General features: G+C 52.6%; 20 protein-coding genes. All 20 read left to right on the top strand.

Translation table 11 applies throughout. The features are described from left to right. Positions 1–29 precede the first annotated feature (29 nt). The 20 genes from PDUR_RS16925 (at position 30) to PDUR_RS16830 (ending at position 16,162) form a co-directional block, all read left to right on the top strand. Positions 30–683, top strand: a complete 654-nt coding sequence (locus tag PDUR_RS16925) for a flagellar brake protein (RefSeq protein ID WP_179945164.1) — start codon at positions 30–32, stop codon at positions 681–683. 274 nt (positions 684–957) lie between these two features. Next, on the top strand, positions 958–1,665 hold the full coding sequence (gene cmk / locus PDUR_RS16920) for a (d)CMP kinase (protein ID WP_042207332.1): 708 nt from the start codon (positions 958–960) through the stop codon (positions 1,663–1,665). After that, positions 1,665–2,252: a lysophospholipid acyltransferase family protein gene (locus PDUR_RS16915; protein WP_042207331.1), complete on the top strand. Its 588-nt coding sequence runs from the start codon at positions 1,665–1,667 to the stop codon at positions 2,250–2,252. Before cmk ends, PDUR_RS16915 begins: the two co-directional genes overlap by 1 nt. A 138-nt stretch (positions 2,253–2,390) precedes the next feature. Next, on the top strand, positions 2,391–3,671 hold the full coding sequence (rpsA, locus tag PDUR_RS16910) for a 30S ribosomal protein S1 (protein WP_081949559.1): 1,281 nt from the start codon (positions 2,391–2,393) through the stop codon (positions 3,669–3,671). A 143-nt stretch (positions 3,672–3,814) separates the two neighbouring features. Beyond that, positions 3,815–5,137, top strand: a complete 1,323-nt coding sequence (gene der / locus PDUR_RS16905; RefSeq protein WP_036597000.1) for a ribosome biogenesis GTPase Der — start codon at positions 3,815–3,817, stop codon at positions 5,135–5,137. A 12-nt stretch (positions 5,138–5,149) separates the two neighbouring features. After that, on the top strand, positions 5,150–5,767 hold the full coding sequence (gene plsY / locus PDUR_RS16900; protein ID WP_042207330.1) for a glycerol-3-phosphate 1-O-acyltransferase PlsY: 618 nt from the start codon (positions 5,150–5,152) through the stop codon (positions 5,765–5,767). Next, complete coding sequence (locus PDUR_RS16895; protein WP_042207329.1) at positions 5,760–6,800, top strand: NAD(P)H-dependent glycerol-3-phosphate dehydrogenase; 1,041 nt, start codon at positions 5,760–5,762, stop codon at positions 6,798–6,800. Before plsY ends, PDUR_RS16895 begins: the two co-directional genes overlap by 8 nt. Positions 6,801–6,878: 78 nt before the next feature. Then, positions 6,879–7,154, top strand: a complete 276-nt coding sequence (locus PDUR_RS16890) for a stage VI sporulation protein F (RefSeq protein ID WP_042207328.1) — start codon at positions 6,879–6,881, stop codon at positions 7,152–7,154. A gap of 107 nt (positions 7,155–7,261) precedes the next feature. Further along, positions 7,262–7,441 (top strand): DUF2768 family protein, encoded by a 180-nt coding sequence (locus PDUR_RS16885; RefSeq protein ID WP_042207326.1) that lies wholly within the window; start codon positions 7,262–7,264, stop codon positions 7,439–7,441. Between the two features lie 176 nt (positions 7,442–7,617). Then, positions 7,618–8,235, top strand: coding sequence for a hypothetical protein (locus tag PDUR_RS16880; RefSeq protein WP_052410260.1), 618 nt, complete (start codon positions 7,618–7,620; stop codon positions 8,233–8,235). A gap of 48 nt (positions 8,236–8,283) precedes the next feature. Then, positions 8,284–8,652, top strand: coding sequence for a 2Fe-2S iron-sulfur cluster-binding protein (locus PDUR_RS16875; protein ID WP_042207325.1), 369 nt, complete (start codon positions 8,284–8,286; stop codon positions 8,650–8,652). A gap of 2 nt (positions 8,653–8,654) precedes the next feature. Beyond that, a complete protein-coding gene (locus tag PDUR_RS16870) occupies positions 8,655–9,446 on the top strand; it encodes a YphF family lipoprotein (RefSeq protein WP_052410259.1) in 792 nt (263 codons plus the stop codon). A gap of 443 nt (positions 9,447–9,889) precedes the next feature. Then, positions 9,890–11,368, top strand: a complete 1,479-nt coding sequence (gene spoIVA, locus PDUR_RS16865) for a stage IV sporulation protein A (protein ID WP_042207324.1) — start codon at positions 9,890–9,892, stop codon at positions 11,366–11,368. 272 nt (positions 11,369–11,640) lie between these two features. Continuing rightward, entirely contained in the window at positions 11,641–11,913 is a 273-nt protein-coding gene (locus tag PDUR_RS16860) for an HU family DNA-binding protein (protein WP_025691450.1), read from the top strand. Positions 11,914–12,024: 111 nt separating this feature from the next. Next, positions 12,025–12,273, top strand: coding sequence for a trp RNA-binding attenuation protein MtrB (gene mtrB, locus PDUR_RS16855; RefSeq protein WP_042207323.1), 249 nt, complete (start codon positions 12,025–12,027; stop codon positions 12,271–12,273). Between the two features lie 108 nt (positions 12,274–12,381). Then, the gene (locus PDUR_RS16850) at positions 12,382–12,939 is read left to right on the top strand and encodes a hypothetical protein (protein ID WP_156130481.1); all 558 of its coding nucleotides are present in this window, start codon (positions 12,382–12,384) and stop codon (positions 12,937–12,939) included. A gap of 134 nt (positions 12,940–13,073) precedes the next feature. Further along, the gene (locus tag PDUR_RS16845; protein ID WP_042207321.1) at positions 13,074–13,940 is read left to right on the top strand and encodes a heptaprenyl diphosphate synthase component 1; all 867 of its coding nucleotides are present in this window, start codon (positions 13,074–13,076) and stop codon (positions 13,938–13,940) included. An 8-nt stretch (positions 13,941–13,948) separates the two neighbouring features. Beyond that, positions 13,949–14,695, top strand: a complete 747-nt coding sequence (locus PDUR_RS16840; RefSeq protein WP_042207320.1) for a demethylmenaquinone methyltransferase — start codon at positions 13,949–13,951, stop codon at positions 14,693–14,695. After that, positions 14,688–15,563 carry a UbiA-like polyprenyltransferase gene (locus PDUR_RS16835; RefSeq protein ID WP_042207318.1) on the top strand — a complete coding sequence of 292 codons (876 nt, stop codon included), beginning with the start codon at positions 14,688–14,690 and terminating at the stop codon, positions 15,561–15,563. Before PDUR_RS16840 ends, PDUR_RS16835 begins: the two co-directional genes overlap by 8 nt. Beyond that, entirely contained in the window at positions 15,560–16,162 is a 603-nt protein-coding gene (locus PDUR_RS16830; RefSeq protein ID WP_042207317.1) for a UbiX family flavin prenyltransferase, read from the top strand. The genes PDUR_RS16835 and PDUR_RS16830 overlap by 4 nt, the downstream gene beginning before the upstream one ends.

Genomic DNA, 16,162 nt, shown 5'->3' with positions numbered 1-16,162 from the left:
TCTTACTAATTTCAATGGCGGTGACATGTTTGTATCCCAAAATTAACGACCAACTGTTCATCCAGGTACCATCCAGCGACGCTTCCGAAGCGGAAGTCGAATACCGGTCCAGAATAGCTGAACTGGAAGACGAGGCCTTTCTGATAGAAATTCCGATGCAGGAAAGCAGCGGACGGCTTAAGAAACTGCATATCGGGGATGAGCTGTCGGTTTATTTTATGGGCGAGGGCGGAATCAAAAATTATTTTTATACGCATGTGCTCGGTTTCAAGGAAGACGTCATCCGAATGGTGCGTGTACATAAGCCGGCGAAGGATGAGATTCTGAAGATACAAAGACGAAGCTTCCTGCGTGTCAGCGCAGAGCTGGAGCTGGCTGTCAGAACAGCGGCGGGTATCCGCTTTCTGGTTCGAACCGAAGATATCGGCGGCGGCGGAACTTCGTTCTGGACGGACGTAAGCACTCCGCTTGAAGTCGGTGATCGGCTGGAGTGCTGGCTTCTTATCCCTTACCGTAACGGATTGAACGAACATGCTTACTTTGAAGCCGAGGTAGTACGGATGAAAGAGCTCGATACCGGGCGGAGTGTGGCCATGCTAAAGTTCGTAAACATCTTGGATGGCGAGCGTCAGAAAATTATCCGCTTTTGCTTCGAGCGGCAGTTTGATTTCCGCAACCGTTAAAGCGAGTCAGGCTATAGTTTCACGCGGGATTCGCGGAAAGAGTTCTAAAATACCCTGAAATTTGCTGCCATTCCCCGATTTTTTTGCTGTATTTTGAGTCTATGCGATTTTGCACTGCTGTACAAACTGTGGTATAATTTTATAAGTCGCAGGCAATGCCTGCTTTTTTCTTGAAGATATCAGAAGGTATGAATTTATGTTCGTGCTTTCCGGTAGGTCAAGTGGATCAACGCCAAGCGCGATCTTGGCATTATGCCTGAGGAGGAATGCCCCTTTGGTTAGGCAGGGGACACATATCGCTGACAAAATTAACGTCGCCATCGACGGACCTGCCGGGGCAGGCAAGAGTACAGTAGCCCGAATGGTAGCACAGAAGCTTTCTTACATTTATGTCGATACGGGAGCCATGTACCGGGCGGTTACCTGGTATATGATCCGCAAAGACATTATGCCGGAAGATCATGATAACGTGCTTCAAACAGTACGAAATATGGTGATTGAATTAATACCCGGAGAAGAAGTGCAGAAAGTGATAATCAACGGGGAAGACGTGACTCCTCATATCCGCAGTTTGCAGGTCAGCGGCATGGTATCGCAGTATGCCAAGATTGAGTCCATCCGAACAAGGCTGAGTCAGCTGCAGCGCGAGATGGCGCTTGGTAAAGGAGTCGTGATGGACGGCCGCGATATCGGCACAACCGTACTGCCGGATGCTGAAGTGAAAATTTTCATGACGGCAAGCGTGAAGGAGCGTGCGCTCCGCCGCTACAAGGAGCTGAAAGATGCGGAACAGGTAACTCTGGAGCAGCTTGAGAACGATATTGCGCAGCGCGACCTTCTGGATCAGAGCCGGGAAATTTCGCCGCTGCGGCGTGCGGATGACAGCATTCTGCTCGATACGACGTCGATGGATATCGTACAGGTTGTGGAGACCATCGTGTCCCATTGCAGATCTTATGCCCGCGGGGAGAGAAATCATTAATGATTTATGTCATTTGCCGAGGATTGCTTCGCTTGATCTATGCCGTTCTGTTTCCGCTTAAGACGGTGGGAATTGAAAATATTCCGAACGAGGGCGGAGTACTGCTATGCGGCAACCACACCAGCAATCTTGATCCTTTTACTATGGGCATCAAGCTGGAGCGCAAAGTGAACTATATGGCCAAGGCTGAGCTGTTCAAGGTTCCTGTACTCGGCCGGCTAGTCAGACAGGTGGGCGCTTTTCCGGTTAAACGCGGCGGTGTAAGCAAAGAATCCATTAAAACGGCGCTTAATTTGCTTAGAAGCGGGCAAGTAATGGGCATTTTCCCGGAAGGAACGCGGAACAGCGACAGCGGAATTGCCAAAAAAGGAGCGGCGACTTTTGCCCTCCGCAGTGGCGCGGCAGTTGTACCGGCGGCGATAATCGGCCCATACAAGCCTTTTCGCCGGATGGTCGTCGTTTACGGCGCTCCGATTGATCTGAGCGAATATGCCGCAGGCGGCAGCGATTCGGCTGAAGCGGTTACCGATCTTATCATGGCCCGGATTCGCGAGATGCTGGAGACCGGTAAGCCAAGCGGGAAATAAAGCGGCATAGCCGTTATTATTTGGAACATAATAGGATAGTAACATCTATAGCGGGGCATTTGTTAAAGATGTATGTTTTGAACCCTGCTCTAGTGCGGGTTTAAATAAATGGGGTTTTGAATCGAGGAGGGTAATCACATGTCTGAAGAAATAAGAAATCAGGAAGCTGCGGAGAACAACGAATCCGTAGAGGCGGTTGATTCCGCTGCTAGCAATCAAGAGGAAATAGCAAGCCAGGATGAGCTGGAGCAAATCATTTCCTTGAAAAAAGGCGACACCGTGAAAGGAACGATCGTCAAAATCGAAGATAACCAAGCTTATGTGAGCATTGGATATAAATATGACGGCGTCATTCCGATTCGCGAATTGTCTTCCGTTCAACTCGACAATGCCGCTTCGGCTGTTGAAGTCGGACAAGAAGTGGAGTGCAAGGTTGTCAGCATCAACGACAACAAGGAAAGCCTTGTTCTTTCCAAACGCGCTGTGGACAGCGAGAAATCCTGGGACGATCTGGAGAAATACTACAATTCCCAAGAGGCTTTCGAAGTCACCGTGGCCGACGTGGTCAAAGGCGGTCTGGTTGCCGACGTGGGTGCCCGCGGATTTATCCCTGCTTCCATGGTTGAGCGTCATTTCGTTGAAGATTTCAGCGATTACAAAGGACGTACGCTTCGCGTAAAAGTGAAAGAGCTTGACCGTGAGAACGGAAAGGTTATTCTCTCCGCGAAGGAAGTGCTCGAAGAGGAATTCGAAGCCAACAAGCAAAGAATTATGTCCGAGCTTACCGAAGGCGAAATCATCGAAGGTACGGTACAGCGTCTGACCCAATTCGGAGCGTTTGTCGATGTGGGTGGCGTTGATGGACTCGTTCACGTCTCCGAAATCGCTTGGAGCCATGTTGACAAACCTTCCGATGTGATTTCCGAAGGTGACAAGGTACGTGTAAAAGTACTGAAAGTCGATCCGGAAAAAGGCAAAATCAGCCTGAGTATCAAAGCGGCAACGCCTGGTCCTTGGGACACGGCTTCCGACAAAATCAATATCGGCGATGTGGTAACAGGCGAAGTAAAACGTCTTGTCAACTTCGGAGCGTTCGTTGAGCTGTTCCCTGGTGTAGAAGGTCTTGTCCATATCTCGCAAATTTCCCATAAGCATATCGGCACACCGCATGAAGTGCTTAAGGAAGGACAGGAAGTTCAAGTGAAAGTTCTGGATTTCAATCCGTCCGAGAAGCGCGTCTCCTTAAGCATTAAGGAAACGGAAGAAGCTCCGGCGCCTACTGCCAAGCCGGAAAGAAACAGAGACCGGGCTCCTAAAGAAGTGCTCGACAACCCCAATGTTTCGCTGAGCAACCAAGGACTCAGCTTTACGCTGGCCGAACGTTTCGGCGACAAGCTGGACAAATTCAAGGGGAAATAATTCCTTATTTTGTCTGACATAATGGGTATACTTATCGGCGAACCCTTTTATATGAGGGTTCGCCGATTGTGTTTTTAGGCGTTAGCCAAGCGAAGGCTTTTTTGCTATGATGGGTAACGAAAGGCAGACAGGAGGAATGAAACATGGCAAGACCCGTTGTGGCCATCGTAGGAAGGCCCAATGTAGGGAAATCAACGATTTTTAACCGGCTGATCGGTGACCGGCTGGCTATTGTAGAGGATAAACCCGGAATCACCCGCGACCGGATATACGGCGTATCGGAATGGAACGGCAAGGCGTTCAGCGTAATTGATACGGGCGGTATCGAGATCGATGGCGAGGATATGATTTTGAAATCCATCCGTATCCAGGCAGAGCTGGCGATCGAGGAAGCGGATCTTATCGTATTTATGTGTGAAGCGAAGAGCGGATTGACTAATGCGGACGAGGAAGTGGCTCAACTGCTGTTCCGGTCAGGCAAGCCGGTCGTACTCGCAATCAACAAAGTGGACAATATGAAGCGGGCTGAGGATATCTATGAATTCTACAGCCTGGGCTTCGGAGATCCGATCGGCATCTCCGGCAGCCACGGCACCGGAATCGGCGATCTGCTGGATGAGGTTACGGAGCGGCTTCCGGAGCCGCAGGACGAGGAATACGACGAGGATGTGATCCGCGTTGCGCTGATCGGCCGCCCTAATGTGGGCAAATCGTCCTTGGTCAATGCGATACTCGGCGAGGAGCGCGTTATTGTCAGCGATGTGGCGGGAACGACCCGCGATGCAATTGATACGCCGTTTGAACGTGACGGACAGCGCTATGTGCTGATCGATACCGCTGGTATGCGAAAGCGCGGCAAAGTGTATGAAACGACGGAGAAATACAGCGTTATGCGCGCTATGCGGGCAATTGAACGAGCGGATGTCGTACTCGTCGTTATTAACGGCGAAGAAGGCATCATCGATCAGGATAAGCATATCGCCGGTTATGCGCATGATGCCGGCAAGGCATCGATGTTCGTGGTTAATAAGTGGGATGCCGTCGAGAAGGACGATAAGACGATGCAGCACTTCGAGAACAAGATCCGCGACCATTTCTTGTTCATGACCTATGCGCCGGTTGTCTTCCTGTCCGCGCTGACAAAACAGCGCCTGCATAAGCTGCTGCCCATTGTACAGCATGTCGCGCAGCAGCATTCCCTGCGCATTGCGACGCATCTTCTCAACGATGTCGTCTCGGATGCTGTTGCGATCAATCCGCCGCCGACCGATAAGGGACGCCGTCTGCGTATCAATTATGTGACTCAGGTGGCCGTGAAGCCGCCGACGATTGTCGTATTCGTCAACGATCCTTCGCTGATGCACTTCTCCTATGAACGTTACCTGGAGAACAAAATCCGCGGTGCGTTTAATTTTGAGGGAACGCCGATCCGAATCTTTACACGGCGCAAATCCGACGATGAATAGGGGAGAAGAAGCGTGGCGTTTGAAATTGTAGTAATTGTTGTTAGTTATCTGCTTGGCTCCGTCAGCTTTAGCGTGCTGCTGGCAAGGCTGATTAAGGGCATTGATATCCGTCATTACGGGAGCGGCAACGCAGGAGCAACCAATACGCTGCGGGTTCTTGGAACAGGACCCGCCATACTGGTGCTGGTCCTGGATGTGCTCAAAGGCATTATCGCCGTTTGGCTCGGTGTATGGGCTGGCGGGTGGGGAGGCTGGGTCTCCGCAGCCTGCGGTATAGCGGCGATTATCGGGCATAACTGGCCGCTTTACTTTCATTTCAAAGGCGGAAAAGGTATCGCGACCACGATTGGCGTAATGGCGACACTAGCCTTGGTGCCTGCGCTGTACGCTGGAATTATCGCCATTCTGTCCATCGTTGTTACCCGTTACGTCTCGCTCGGGTCGCTGCTGTTCGTTGCATTGACGCCGGTGTTCCTGCTGTTCACCGGGTTTACATATCCGGTGCTGTGGACTAGCCTTATTATCGCTGTCTTTGCATTCTGGCGGCACCGGACGAATATAATTAAAATTGCGCAGCGGCGCGAGAACAAAATCGGTTCCAAGTCCAAAGGAGGGAAGCGCGTTGTCTGACAAAGTCGCCGTACTCGTTGCGGGAAGTTGGGGAACAGCGCTGGCAAGTGTTCTGGCGGCGAACCATCCGGAGGTCTATCTATGGACGCGGAATGCATCCCAGTCGGAGGAAATCAACGCCAAGCATACGAACGAGCGTTATTTGCCGGGAGCGGTTCTTCCGGGTAACATTATCGCGACAACCGATATGGCAGAGGCGGTTGCAGGTGCCAAAGCGGTCGTCATCGTGGCTCCTTCATCGGGTATGCGCCAGGTCGCCCGCAGTCTGAAGCCTCATTGGAAGGAAGAGATGCTATGCGTTCATGCGACCAAAGGCTTTGAGACGGAGACCATGAAACGGATGTCCACGGTTATATCTGAGGAGCTTGGCTGTGATGAAGACCGTATCGTTGTCCTATCCGGTCCGAGCCATGCGGAGGAGGTCGTCCGCCATTGCCCGACAACGGTCGTCGTCGCTTCATTGGATGAGAAGGCCGCGATACGGGCTCAGGATTTGTTCATGAACAATGACTTCCGTGTATACACGAATCGGGATATGCTTGGCGTGGAATTGGCTGGAGCGCTTAAGAACATCATTGCGCTCGGTGCAGGGATGTCCGATGGTCTCGGATACGGAGATAATGCCAAGGCGGCGCTGATTACCCGGGGCATCGCGGAAATTTCCCGCGTCGGCGTGGAGCTCGGGGCGAACCCTCTGACGTTCGCCGGTCTCGCTGGAATCGGTGATCTTGTCGTAACGGCGACGAGCAAGCATAGCCGCAACTGGCGGGCAGGCTCGCTGCTCGGACAGGGCAAGCCGCTGGATGAGGTGCTAGGGTCGATGGGCATGGTAGTAGAAGGCATACGCACAACCCAGGCAGCATACGCCATCTCCGCAAAACTGGGCGTGCAAATGCCGATTACGGACCAAATTTATCATGTGCTGTTCCTTGGCCGGAGTCCGCGGGAAGCGGTCGAGGCCCTTATGGGACGCGATCCGAAAGCCGAACTCGAGTCCATCTCTCAGGAAACATGGGAGCAATGGCATACGTGAAGTAACCTTGGAGTGCCCTCACCTTTTACCGGATCTCCTCATATGCTGTATCGGGGATTGACGGAGGAGGGATGACAAATGAGCCGAAATTTTTCCAAGGACGCCTTGAACGCCATTAATAAAAAGGCGGGCAAAAACATCTCGGAAGGCGCCGTTAAAAGGCTGGCCGGTACAGTAAAGCCGGGAACGCTGCAGAGTGAAGCCCAGCTCCGCCAATTGATCAAGCAGGTATCAGCGATGGCCAATGTGCCGGTCAGCGAAGCTACAATTAAGGAAATTATCCATGCTGTAAAGAAGACCGGGGCAAATCCGAACAGTATGGAAACCTTAATGAAAATGATGCTAAAAAAATAGGGCCTTCTTTCCAAAAAGAGCAAAAGAACCAAAGCGGTTCGGATGCTCTTTTTTTTGTGATCGTGTTATAATATACCTATAATATCCAGTTGAAAGGAGACGTACGAATGGACCCGATGACCAAAATGTGGATGTCTCTGATTGCTATTTTGATCATGGGTCTGTCCGTATTTCTGATTACGTTTGCCCGCAACAGGACGAAAGGCCTGCTCCGCGGAGTGTTGTCCGTCATCGCTTTTGTCATCATGCTAATCGGATTGCTTGGCGGCTTGGCCTCAATTATGTAAGCCGTTACATATAGCTGCGGCAGTAGGGCGGAAGATATGGTCCGAATAATTGCAGGAAGGCTGCAGCACAGATCTGCCAGGCAATACTGGAAGTAACAGGTAACCTCACAGCGTCGAACCGAACATATTTCTGATTGAATCGTAGCACGATTTTTGAAGGAATGGGGCGTGAAGGAATGTTAGCCGGTGATACTATGCCGCAGGGGCTGCGTAAGGCTCTTGTACAGGCTGCTGATGCATTATGCTTTGGGGAAGAGGAAGACCCGCCATTATGGCTTCTGGGAGGAAGCTGCGGGCTGCTTCTGCACGATGTGCCGCTTGCGGCGCCTCCTCGCGATATCGATCTGTACGCGGATCTGGAAGCTGTGGACAGGCTCCATTCCGCTCTTGGACGATATGCTTGCGGGAAACCCGCTGAAGACTGGAGCCGCGGATGCTTTTCGCTAATCGGCCATTACCGGCTGGATGATTATCATTTGGAGCTCGTATGCGGGTTCAAAGTATGCAGCGGCCCATCGAAGTACAATGTGGAGACCTGTCTTCTGCAGACGGGCGCACCCGCCGAGAATTATCCCGGTATCGGAAGGCTGCGGCTCATGCCGCTGGCCCATGAGTTTGTATTCAACGTGCTGCGCGGACGCAGAGACCGTTATGAGGTGATCGCCTCTGTCATGAGGAGAAATTTGCCTGCGCATCTGCCGCTGGTTCAAACGCTGATCCGGCGCAATTCGCTGGAGCTTTCCCATATTGGGCTGCTTGGAGAGCTGCTGGGCGTAACCGCGCTCTGCTCATAATTTTGCTATTCGAACTTGTCGAGCCATAAGAGGAGGATACTGACATCGATGAAACCGCATAGAGGATATAAGGTTGTATTTTTGCCGGAGGGGCGGCAGACCGAAATTGCCGGGGGCGTATCGCTGCTCAAAGCGGCGCGCAAGGCTGGCGTTAAAATAGCTACCCGCTGCGACGGGAAAGCCGGCTGTCTGATGTGCAAGGTCAAGATTGAGGATGAGACTGCAGGCGGGGTTAAGCCCCCGGGGGATATCGAACGGCGCAAGCTGGGCAGCCAGCTCAACGATGGCGTCCGTCTGGCCTGTCAGGCCATTGTGCAGGGAGACATCCGTGTGACCGTTCCCGAAGACCCTTTGAAAGCTGCTGTACGACGCAGGCTGGAAGAGGCGCGGCGCGGCCACGAGGATGAATTGTGGTAAATATGCCGAAGGAGCCGCCAAGCCGGGTAGGAATCATTCGGGGAGGCACTCTGCCGTCTTTACGTGTAGCAGGCGTGCTGGGAACGCTGCTCCTTACTCTCTTCCTGTCCGGCTGCCTGTATAACGGTAAGGAGGAGGGAAGGACCGCCGTCAGTTACCATGAAAGTGTGAGCCGGGTTCAGTCCGCTGTCGACGATTTCTACCAGAAGGAGGGCCTGCTTCCGATCTTGAACGCTGACAGGGAGACGCCAAGGTTCGAGAAATTTCGGATTGATCTGGATAAGCTGAACAAAAAGGGCTATTTGGATGATATTCCGGCGGCGGCCTTCGAAAAAGGAGGCAGCGCCTATTTTTTGCTGCTGGATGAGGAGAGAAATCCGACCGTAAAGGTGATGGATCTTGTCACGGTTCAGGCTGTGAACGATGTCCAGCGGAAGGTGAATCTATACCGTTCAGCCCATAATGGCGAACTGCCCGCAGCTGGAGAGCTGTATCCCGGTCTGTACAAGATCGACGGCAAAAAGGCCGGGACGGAAAGGCTAAAGCTGACAAGCGTGTACTCCGGCCAGGAGATGGATTTTATTATGGATAAGACCGGGGGTGTATACGCCGATTACGCATTCGACATTATGTCTGCGATAGACAGGATAGGAGTGCAGCCGGCCACAGGCGAGGATCTGCGCTCGCTGCTCCTGGAAAGTTTCTGGTTCGTCCCTGTCAAATCGCTCCCTTATTACTGGGTGGGGGGCCAGCCCGTTCCCTGCGTATTATCCGAAGAGCAAGGAGCGGAGTAACAAAATACACGTAACTTCTAAAAAAGGGCAGTTGTCCGTGGGATGACTGTCTTTTTGCGTGCGATGAAAGATTAATAGATGTGTCCGGGTCACGCTTCCGGCGGGAGTTCTATTTCGGGCGGGATGCTCATATGCATGATGAGAAAGCTTCCGGGCTCCAGTAACGCCTGCCGTGCTCCCAGTCTGAGAAACAACCTTCAATTTGCGTGAAAGCAGGTCATAAATCTGCAGCGGGTACATATGATGATACTAGTCCAAATGCATGTCCGAGCGTTCGGAGTTTACCGCGGGGCAAAGCTTACGGACCTTACGGACCAAGCTTCAGCCGGGCAGCAAGTGCAGAGTCCGGTTCATGCCGAGAAGGCGATGAACACCGGCGGCAAGCGCGAAGTCGATGCTCTTCAGGCATTTTTTCTTCGGAAGTATATGAGGAGGGATCTCTTTTGGAAAAAGTGGATATTTTCAAGGACATTGCCGAACGCACCGGCGGGGACATTTATCTCGGAGTCGTCGGCGCGGTCCGCACGGGGAAATCAACATTTATCAAGCGCTTTATGGAAACGATCGTACTGCCTAACATAACGAGCGAGGCGGACCGCGTGCGTGCCGTGGATGAGCTGCCGCAGAGCGCCGCAGGCAAGACGATTATGACGACCGAACCTAAGTTCGTTCCGAATAACGCGGTACAGATCAAGGTTGCCGAGGGGCTTGAGGTTAACGTCAGACTCGTGGATTGTGTCGGCTACGCGGTCGATGGCGCCAAGGGCTATGAGGACGAGAACGGCCCTCGGATGATCTCCACACCTTGGTTCGAGGAGCCGATTCCGTTTCAGGAAGCGGCGGAAATCGGCACTCGCAAAGTGATCCAGGAGCATTCGACGCTTGGTGTCGTCGTCACCACGGACGGCACCGTTGCGGAAATTCCGCGCAGTTCGTACGTAGATTCGGAAGAACGCGTCATTGCGGAGCTTAAGGAGGTCGGCAAGCCGTTCGTAGTTGTCATCAACTCCACTCGGCCGAGAAGCGAGGAGACCCAGCAGCTCCGCAGCGAGCTGGCCGCCAAATACGATATTCCGGTCATGACGCTCAGCGCGGCTACAATGTCCGAGGATGACGTAACAGGCGTGCTGCGTGAAGTCTTGTATGAATTCCCCGTGCATGAAGTGAATGTCAATCTGCCGAGCTGGGTAATGGTGCTGCCCGAGAATCACTGGCTGCGCAGCAATTACGAGAATTCCGTGCGCGACACCGTCAAGGATATCCGCCGCCTGCGCGATGTCGACCGGCTGGTTTCCCAGTTTGCGGAATATGACTTTATCGACAGAGCCGGACTCAGCGGCATGAATATGGGCCAAGGCGTCGCGGAAATCGACCTGTACGCGCCTGAAGAGCTGTATGACCAGGTACTGATGGAAGTCGTCGGCGTCGAAATCCGCGGCAAGGACCATCTGCTGCAGCTGATGCAGGAATTCTCTCATGCCAAACGGGAGTACGACCGGTTCGCGGAAGCACTCGAAATGGTCAAGACGACAGGCTACGGCATTGCCGCGCCTTCCCTGGCCGAAATGGCGCTCGACGAGCCGGAGCTGATCCGCCAGGGCACGCGCTTTGGGGTGCGGCTGAAAGCGACCGCTCCGTCCATCCATATGATCCGTGTCGATGTGGAATCGGAGTTCTCGCCGATCATCGGTACGGAGAAGCAGAGTGAAGAGCTTGTCCGCTATCTGATGCAGGATTTTGAGAAAGACCCGATAAAGATCTGGGAGTCGGATATATTCGGCCGGTCGCTGCACAGCATCGTAAGGGAGGGCATACAAGGCAAAATCGCCATGATGCCGGACAACGCCCGCTATAAGCTGCAAGAAACGCTGGGCCGCATTATTAACGAAGGGTCCGGCGGCTTGATTGCTATTATTCTGTAAGCCCATTTAGCAACGAAAAAATAGCGAAGAAAAAAGAGCGGGACGCCAGCGTCCTGCTCTTTTTATGCCGTTTTGGAGATGCAGGAAATCATTTCAGCTTGTTTTTTTCGGAACGCCTTGAAATTATGGATGGGCTGTATTACTATAAATTTGTTGCGCATCCGGGGAAGGATGCAGGCAATAATGCATTTTATGAAAATCATCACGTATATTTTGCGTTGAAACGGAAACAGTGAACAATAACAGAGAACTTGCCAGGGAGGTGAGAAGAAATGAATAAATCTGATTTGATCAACCAAGTGACGGAAGCAACTGAACTTCCCAAGAAGGATGTTACCAAAGCAGTAGACGCCGTATTCGAGGCGATTACGGAAGCTTTGCAGGGCGGTGACAAAGTGCAACTGGTCGGATTTGGAAACTTTGAAGTCCGCGAACGTTCCGCACGCAAAGGCCGCAATCCGCAAACCGGTGAAGAAATCGAAATTCCTTCGAGCAAAGTTCCGGCATTCAAACCGGGCAAAGCGCTCAAAGACGGAATTAAATAATGATTTCTACATAGCCGATTATTATTATGATTCGAATTAACCATGCCGCCCTTTCAGGCGGCATTTATTTTTAAGAGCGGCAAAACGTTATTTCCGAAGGGAGGACTAGCGATGAGCGAGAGCAAGAACGAAGGCGCCCCGGATGCGGTGGAGAGCGATTATATCGTCGTGAAGGCCAAAGAGAACGGCGTGCAGGTGATCGGGCTGACGAGAGGTCTGGATACCCGCTTTCATCATACCGAGAAGCTCGACAAGGGAGAGGTGCTGATTGCGCAGTTTACCGATCATACCTCGGCGATGAAAATCCGCGGCAAGGCGGAGATCATGACCAAGCACGGACAATTGGAGAGCGGCATCTAAAGCAGCAGGCATAGCCTGCTTTTTTTTGCATATAAAAAAGTATAGTTTTCACGCTTAATCCAGGTCTTCTATATGCGTACATTGCTGCTTAGGCGTAAAGGGGGATGAATGATGAACCGGACATGGTGGATTGGAGCGGCGATGCTGGTTACGGCGGTTTCCGCCGCTTTGCTTCCAAGGATGGAAAGCCTTCATTCATCCATGCTGGGCGAACATAGGATAGTGGAGACCCTTTCGTCAGCCAAGGACGGAATTATTCTAGGGGACGCCAATTTGGTGGACTCAGTCGGCAGCCTCCCCTTCTCTATGTCCATCGGCAGCGTCGGCTTAGAGGATGGAGTGCTGTCGCTGGATTTGAAGGTAACGGACAGCAGGCTTGAGCCCAGGGAGGTATACGCCGATATGGCCAAGGCTTTCCTGTTCGCTTTCCGGGATACGGAAAATATCGATCAGGTTATGCTAAGAGTCATAGCGGAGGACAAATGGCTGGGTACGGCGCGTCTGCTGCTTGCTGCGGACGCCAGGCGCCAAGAACTGTCCGGCGAACTGCTGAGCGAGCTTCAAACAGCCGGCAATCTGCCGCTTACAGGCGGTCTCAAGGCGGCTTTTCGAATCAGTGAAACGAGCCTCTGGAAAAATCAATTCATTCCTCCCTCATCCGGGTAAATGTAACTAAGAAGCTTGGAACGGCTGGGAATCCGGTTGTGCGCGACTCAAAAACATGTGATATAATGGTCAAGATTGAGACAAGATTGTGAACAAACGATCAGTCATACATTTTTATTGGCTCGGAGGCTGAAATGAAACCGTACCGCATACCGCAACTGGCTAAAACTTATACGGACTACGACATGATTCAGCGGCATACGGACCTGCCGCCATTTCCGGATGCCCGGGTATCATTGTTATATATATTTCTGAACCATGGCGCCGCGAGGAAGCCCGACGCGGAGCTGTGTTCGCTCGTTACCGCGCTCGTGCAGCTTGGGCTCGATACCCATGAGTCGATCGATCTTATGGCAGACCCTCCCGGAGGGGATGCTATGCGTTCACGGCAGTTGAAGGTGCTCGCGGGAGATTATTTCAGCAGTTGGTTTTATCATATTTTGGCTAAGAGCGGGGAAATCGGGATCGTCGGTTCTTTAAGCGCGGCAATCGCCGATTTTAATGTTCTTAAGGCGCAGCTGTACATCAAGGCGAAAGAAATGATTCTTTCAGCTGAAGCTTATTTGCAGGCCGCTGTGCAGCTGAACATGCGTCTATTCCTGTCTTTTACCCCCCTGATCGATCGTTCTCTTGCTGAGACGTGGGCGAATCTGCTGTATGAATTCAGCCGGTGCGAGACCATAGCGCTGGAACTGAAGCGGGGAGCTTCGACTGCCGAAGCGCTGCATGGCTACTGTTTCTGGCATTTGCTGGAGGCGGCGAATGATGAAGAGAGACGGCAGCTCCGGGATCGGAAGCTCGGGCCTAAGGATTGGAAGAAGCTGAAAATGAAGTATAAATGCGAATCCCTGCTGACGGACAAGCTGCATCAGGCGATGGATTCCATTCAGAAGCTCTTTCAGGATCTCAGGGACGAGAGCCTCGCCCGCGAACTGCGGGTGACGCTTGACCGTTTCCATCTGCAATTGAAAATGTCGGGACAAGCAGCGGGGGAGGCATAGGATCATACATGAATAAGTCAACAGCGGCCGGCGATAACGGGATCAAGCCGAAGGAACAGTTTGTCCATTCCGTATTTGAGAAAATCGCCGGGAAGTACGATACAATGAATGATATCCTCAGCTTCCGGCGTCACAAGGCTTGGAGGCAGTTTGCCATGGACAAGATGGCGATGCGCCGCGGAGATACCGCCGTCGATCTATGCTGCGGCACCTGCGACTGGAGCATCGCGCTCGCTGAGAGCAGTGAGACCGGAGGCGTCATGGGACTCGACTTCAGCGAGAGTATGCTCGCCGTAGGGCGCCGCAAGGTGGAAGAGCGGGGGCTTGGCGACCGGATCTCCCTGGTACAGGGAAACGCCATGAATCTTCCGTTCGGTGATTGCTCCTTCGATTACGCTACTATCGGCTTCGGTCTGCGCAATGTGCCCGACCCCATTCAGGTGCTTAGCGAAATGAAGCGCGTGGTGAAGCCCGGCGGGATGGTTGTCTGCCTGGAATTGTCCAAGCCAACGGTCCAGCCATTCAAAGGCATTTATTATTTCTACCTCACACGGATGCTGCCGCTGATCGGCAAGCTGTTCGCGAAGAGCTATGAGCAGTACAAATGGCTTCCCGAATCGCTTGCGATGTTTCCGGACCGAAGGCAGCTGGAACAGATCTTTCGTGAAACCGGTCTGGAGCGCGTAGAATCCTTCCCCTTGACTGGAGGCATCGCGGCATTACACATTGGGCTCAAGGAGAATGTGGATGTTTAAGAAAATTGGTATTTTTATGCAAATGATAAAGTTTGAACATACGTTATTCGCACTTCCGTTTGCATTTATGGGCGCCTTGCTCGGCTCGATGGTGATGTCCGGCTCACTTCCTTCCTGGCGGGATATCGGCTGGATCATCATTGCCATGTTCGGCGCCCGCAGCGCCGCGATGGGACTGAACCGATTAATTGACCGCGTAAGCGACGCCAAGAATCCGCGTACGGCAGGTAGAGCCATTCCAGCGGGATTGTTGAAGGCGGGAGAAGTGATTGTCTTTGTCGCCTTTTCCTTCTTCCTGTTGTTCTGGGCAGCGTTCAAGCTAAACCCGCTGTCCGCGAAGCTGCTGCCGATTGCGGTGTTCCTGCTTGTGTTTTATTCCTTTACGAAGCGTTTTACCTGGGCCTGCCATCTGATTTTGGGCCTCACGATCGCGCTGGCCCCGCTTGGGGGATGGGTCGCGGTCACTGGCAAGGTGGATTGGACCGCCATGGTATTTTATTTTACCATCATGTTCTGGACGGCCGGGTTTGACGTTATTTATTCGTGCCAGGATGTGGAGTTCGACAAGAAGGAAGGGCTGCACTCCATTCCGGTCCGCTTTGGTGTTGCGGGAGCGCTTAAGATCGCCAAGGTATTTCATATATTGACCGGCATAGGCTTCATTTCTTTGCTGTTCATGGCTCATCTGAGCTGGTGGTATATCGCAGGCATGCTGATTGCTTACGCTATTTTGTTCTATGAGCATCACATCGTTTCCCCGAACGATTTGAGCCGTCTGCAAACGGCATTTTTCACGATGAACGGGGTGCTCAGTATCGTGGTGTTCTCTTTTACCTTGATTGACCTGGTGGTGCAGACTAACAAATGAGCAATTCAAGATCGAAGGGCTTTATAGTCGGCATTACGGGGGCCAGCGGCGCGATATACGGTGTGCGTTTGACGGAAACGCTGCTGTCCCTAGGGTCTATTGTGCATCTTGTTATTAGCAATGCGGGCTGGCGGGTTCTGAAAGAAGAGCTGGGCTGGAGCGTCTCTGACCGGGAGGGCGTTCTGAATGATCAATTTGGAGGCTGGCCCGGTTCTCTGATCTATCACCCCGTCGCCGATATCGGAGCTTCCATCGCGAGCGGCTCCTTCCGGACGGAAGGGATGATCATCATGCCCTGTTCCATGGGAACGCTGTCGGCCGTGGCGAACGGCTCCTCCGACAATTTGATGACCCGCGCCGCAGATGTGATGCTGAAGGAGGGGCGTCCGCTGGTGCTCGTTCCCCGGGAGACGCCGCTGCATGCGATACATTTGGAAAATATGCTGAAGCTGTCCCGGCTCGGCGTTCGAATCATTCCGGCCATGCCGGCTTTTTATTTCGGGCCGCAAAGCATGGATGATCTGGTCAACTTTATGGTCGGGAAGGTGCTGGACAGCTTCGGAATTGATCACGCTTTATTTCGCAGATGGGGGGATTAA

This window comes from Paenibacillus durus (assembly GCF_000756615.1).
Lineage (GTDB): Bacteria > Bacillota > Bacilli > Paenibacillales > Paenibacillaceae > Paenibacillus_AQ > Paenibacillus_AQ durus.
This window is presented reverse-complemented; position numbering and strand designations above follow the sequence as displayed.

Excerpts from the sequence above, each read along its gene's own strand:
- PDUR_RS16915 (WP_042207331.1), top strand. The coding sequence starts at position 1,665 with ATGATTTATGTCATTTGCCGAGGATTGCTTCGCTTGATCTATGCCGTT.
- rpsA (WP_081949559.1), top strand. The coding sequence starts at position 2,391 with ATGTCTGAAGAAATAAGAAATCAGGAAGCTGCGGAGAACAACGAATCC.
- der (WP_036597000.1), top strand. The coding sequence starts at position 3,815 with ATGGCAAGACCCGTTGTGGCCATCGTAGGAAGGCCCAATGTAGGGAAA.
- PDUR_RS16890 (WP_042207328.1), top strand. The coding sequence starts at position 6,879 with ATGAGCCGAAATTTTTCCAAGGACGCCTTGAACGCCATTAATAAAAAG.
- PDUR_RS16885 (WP_042207326.1), top strand. The coding sequence starts at position 7,262 with ATGGACCCGATGACCAAAATGTGGATGTCTCTGATTGCTATTTTGATC.
- PDUR_RS16880 (WP_052410260.1), top strand. The coding sequence starts at position 7,618 with ATGTTAGCCGGTGATACTATGCCGCAGGGGCTGCGTAAGGCTCTTGTA.
- PDUR_RS16875 (WP_042207325.1), top strand. The coding sequence starts at position 8,284 with ATGAAACCGCATAGAGGATATAAGGTTGTATTTTTGCCGGAGGGGCGG.
- PDUR_RS16870 (WP_052410259.1), top strand. The coding sequence starts at position 8,655 with ATGCCGAAGGAGCCGCCAAGCCGGGTAGGAATCATTCGGGGAGGCACT.
- PDUR_RS16860 (WP_025691450.1), top strand. The coding sequence starts at position 11,641 with ATGAATAAATCTGATTTGATCAACCAAGTGACGGAAGCAACTGAACTT.
- mtrB (WP_042207323.1), top strand. The coding sequence starts at position 12,025 with ATGAGCGAGAGCAAGAACGAAGGCGCCCCGGATGCGGTGGAGAGCGAT.
- PDUR_RS16850 (WP_156130481.1), top strand. The coding sequence starts at position 12,382 with ATGATGAACCGGACATGGTGGATTGGAGCGGCGATGCTGGTTACGGCG.
- PDUR_RS16845 (WP_042207321.1), top strand. The coding sequence starts at position 13,074 with ATGAAACCGTACCGCATACCGCAACTGGCTAAAACTTATACGGACTAC.
- PDUR_RS16840 (WP_042207320.1), top strand. The coding sequence starts at position 13,949 with ATGAATAAGTCAACAGCGGCCGGCGATAACGGGATCAAGCCGAAGGAA.
- PDUR_RS16835 (WP_042207318.1), top strand. The coding sequence starts at position 14,688 with ATGTTTAAGAAAATTGGTATTTTTATGCAAATGATAAAGTTTGAACAT.
- PDUR_RS16830 (WP_042207317.1), top strand. The coding sequence starts at position 15,560 with ATGAGCAATTCAAGATCGAAGGGCTTTATAGTCGGCATTACGGGGGCC.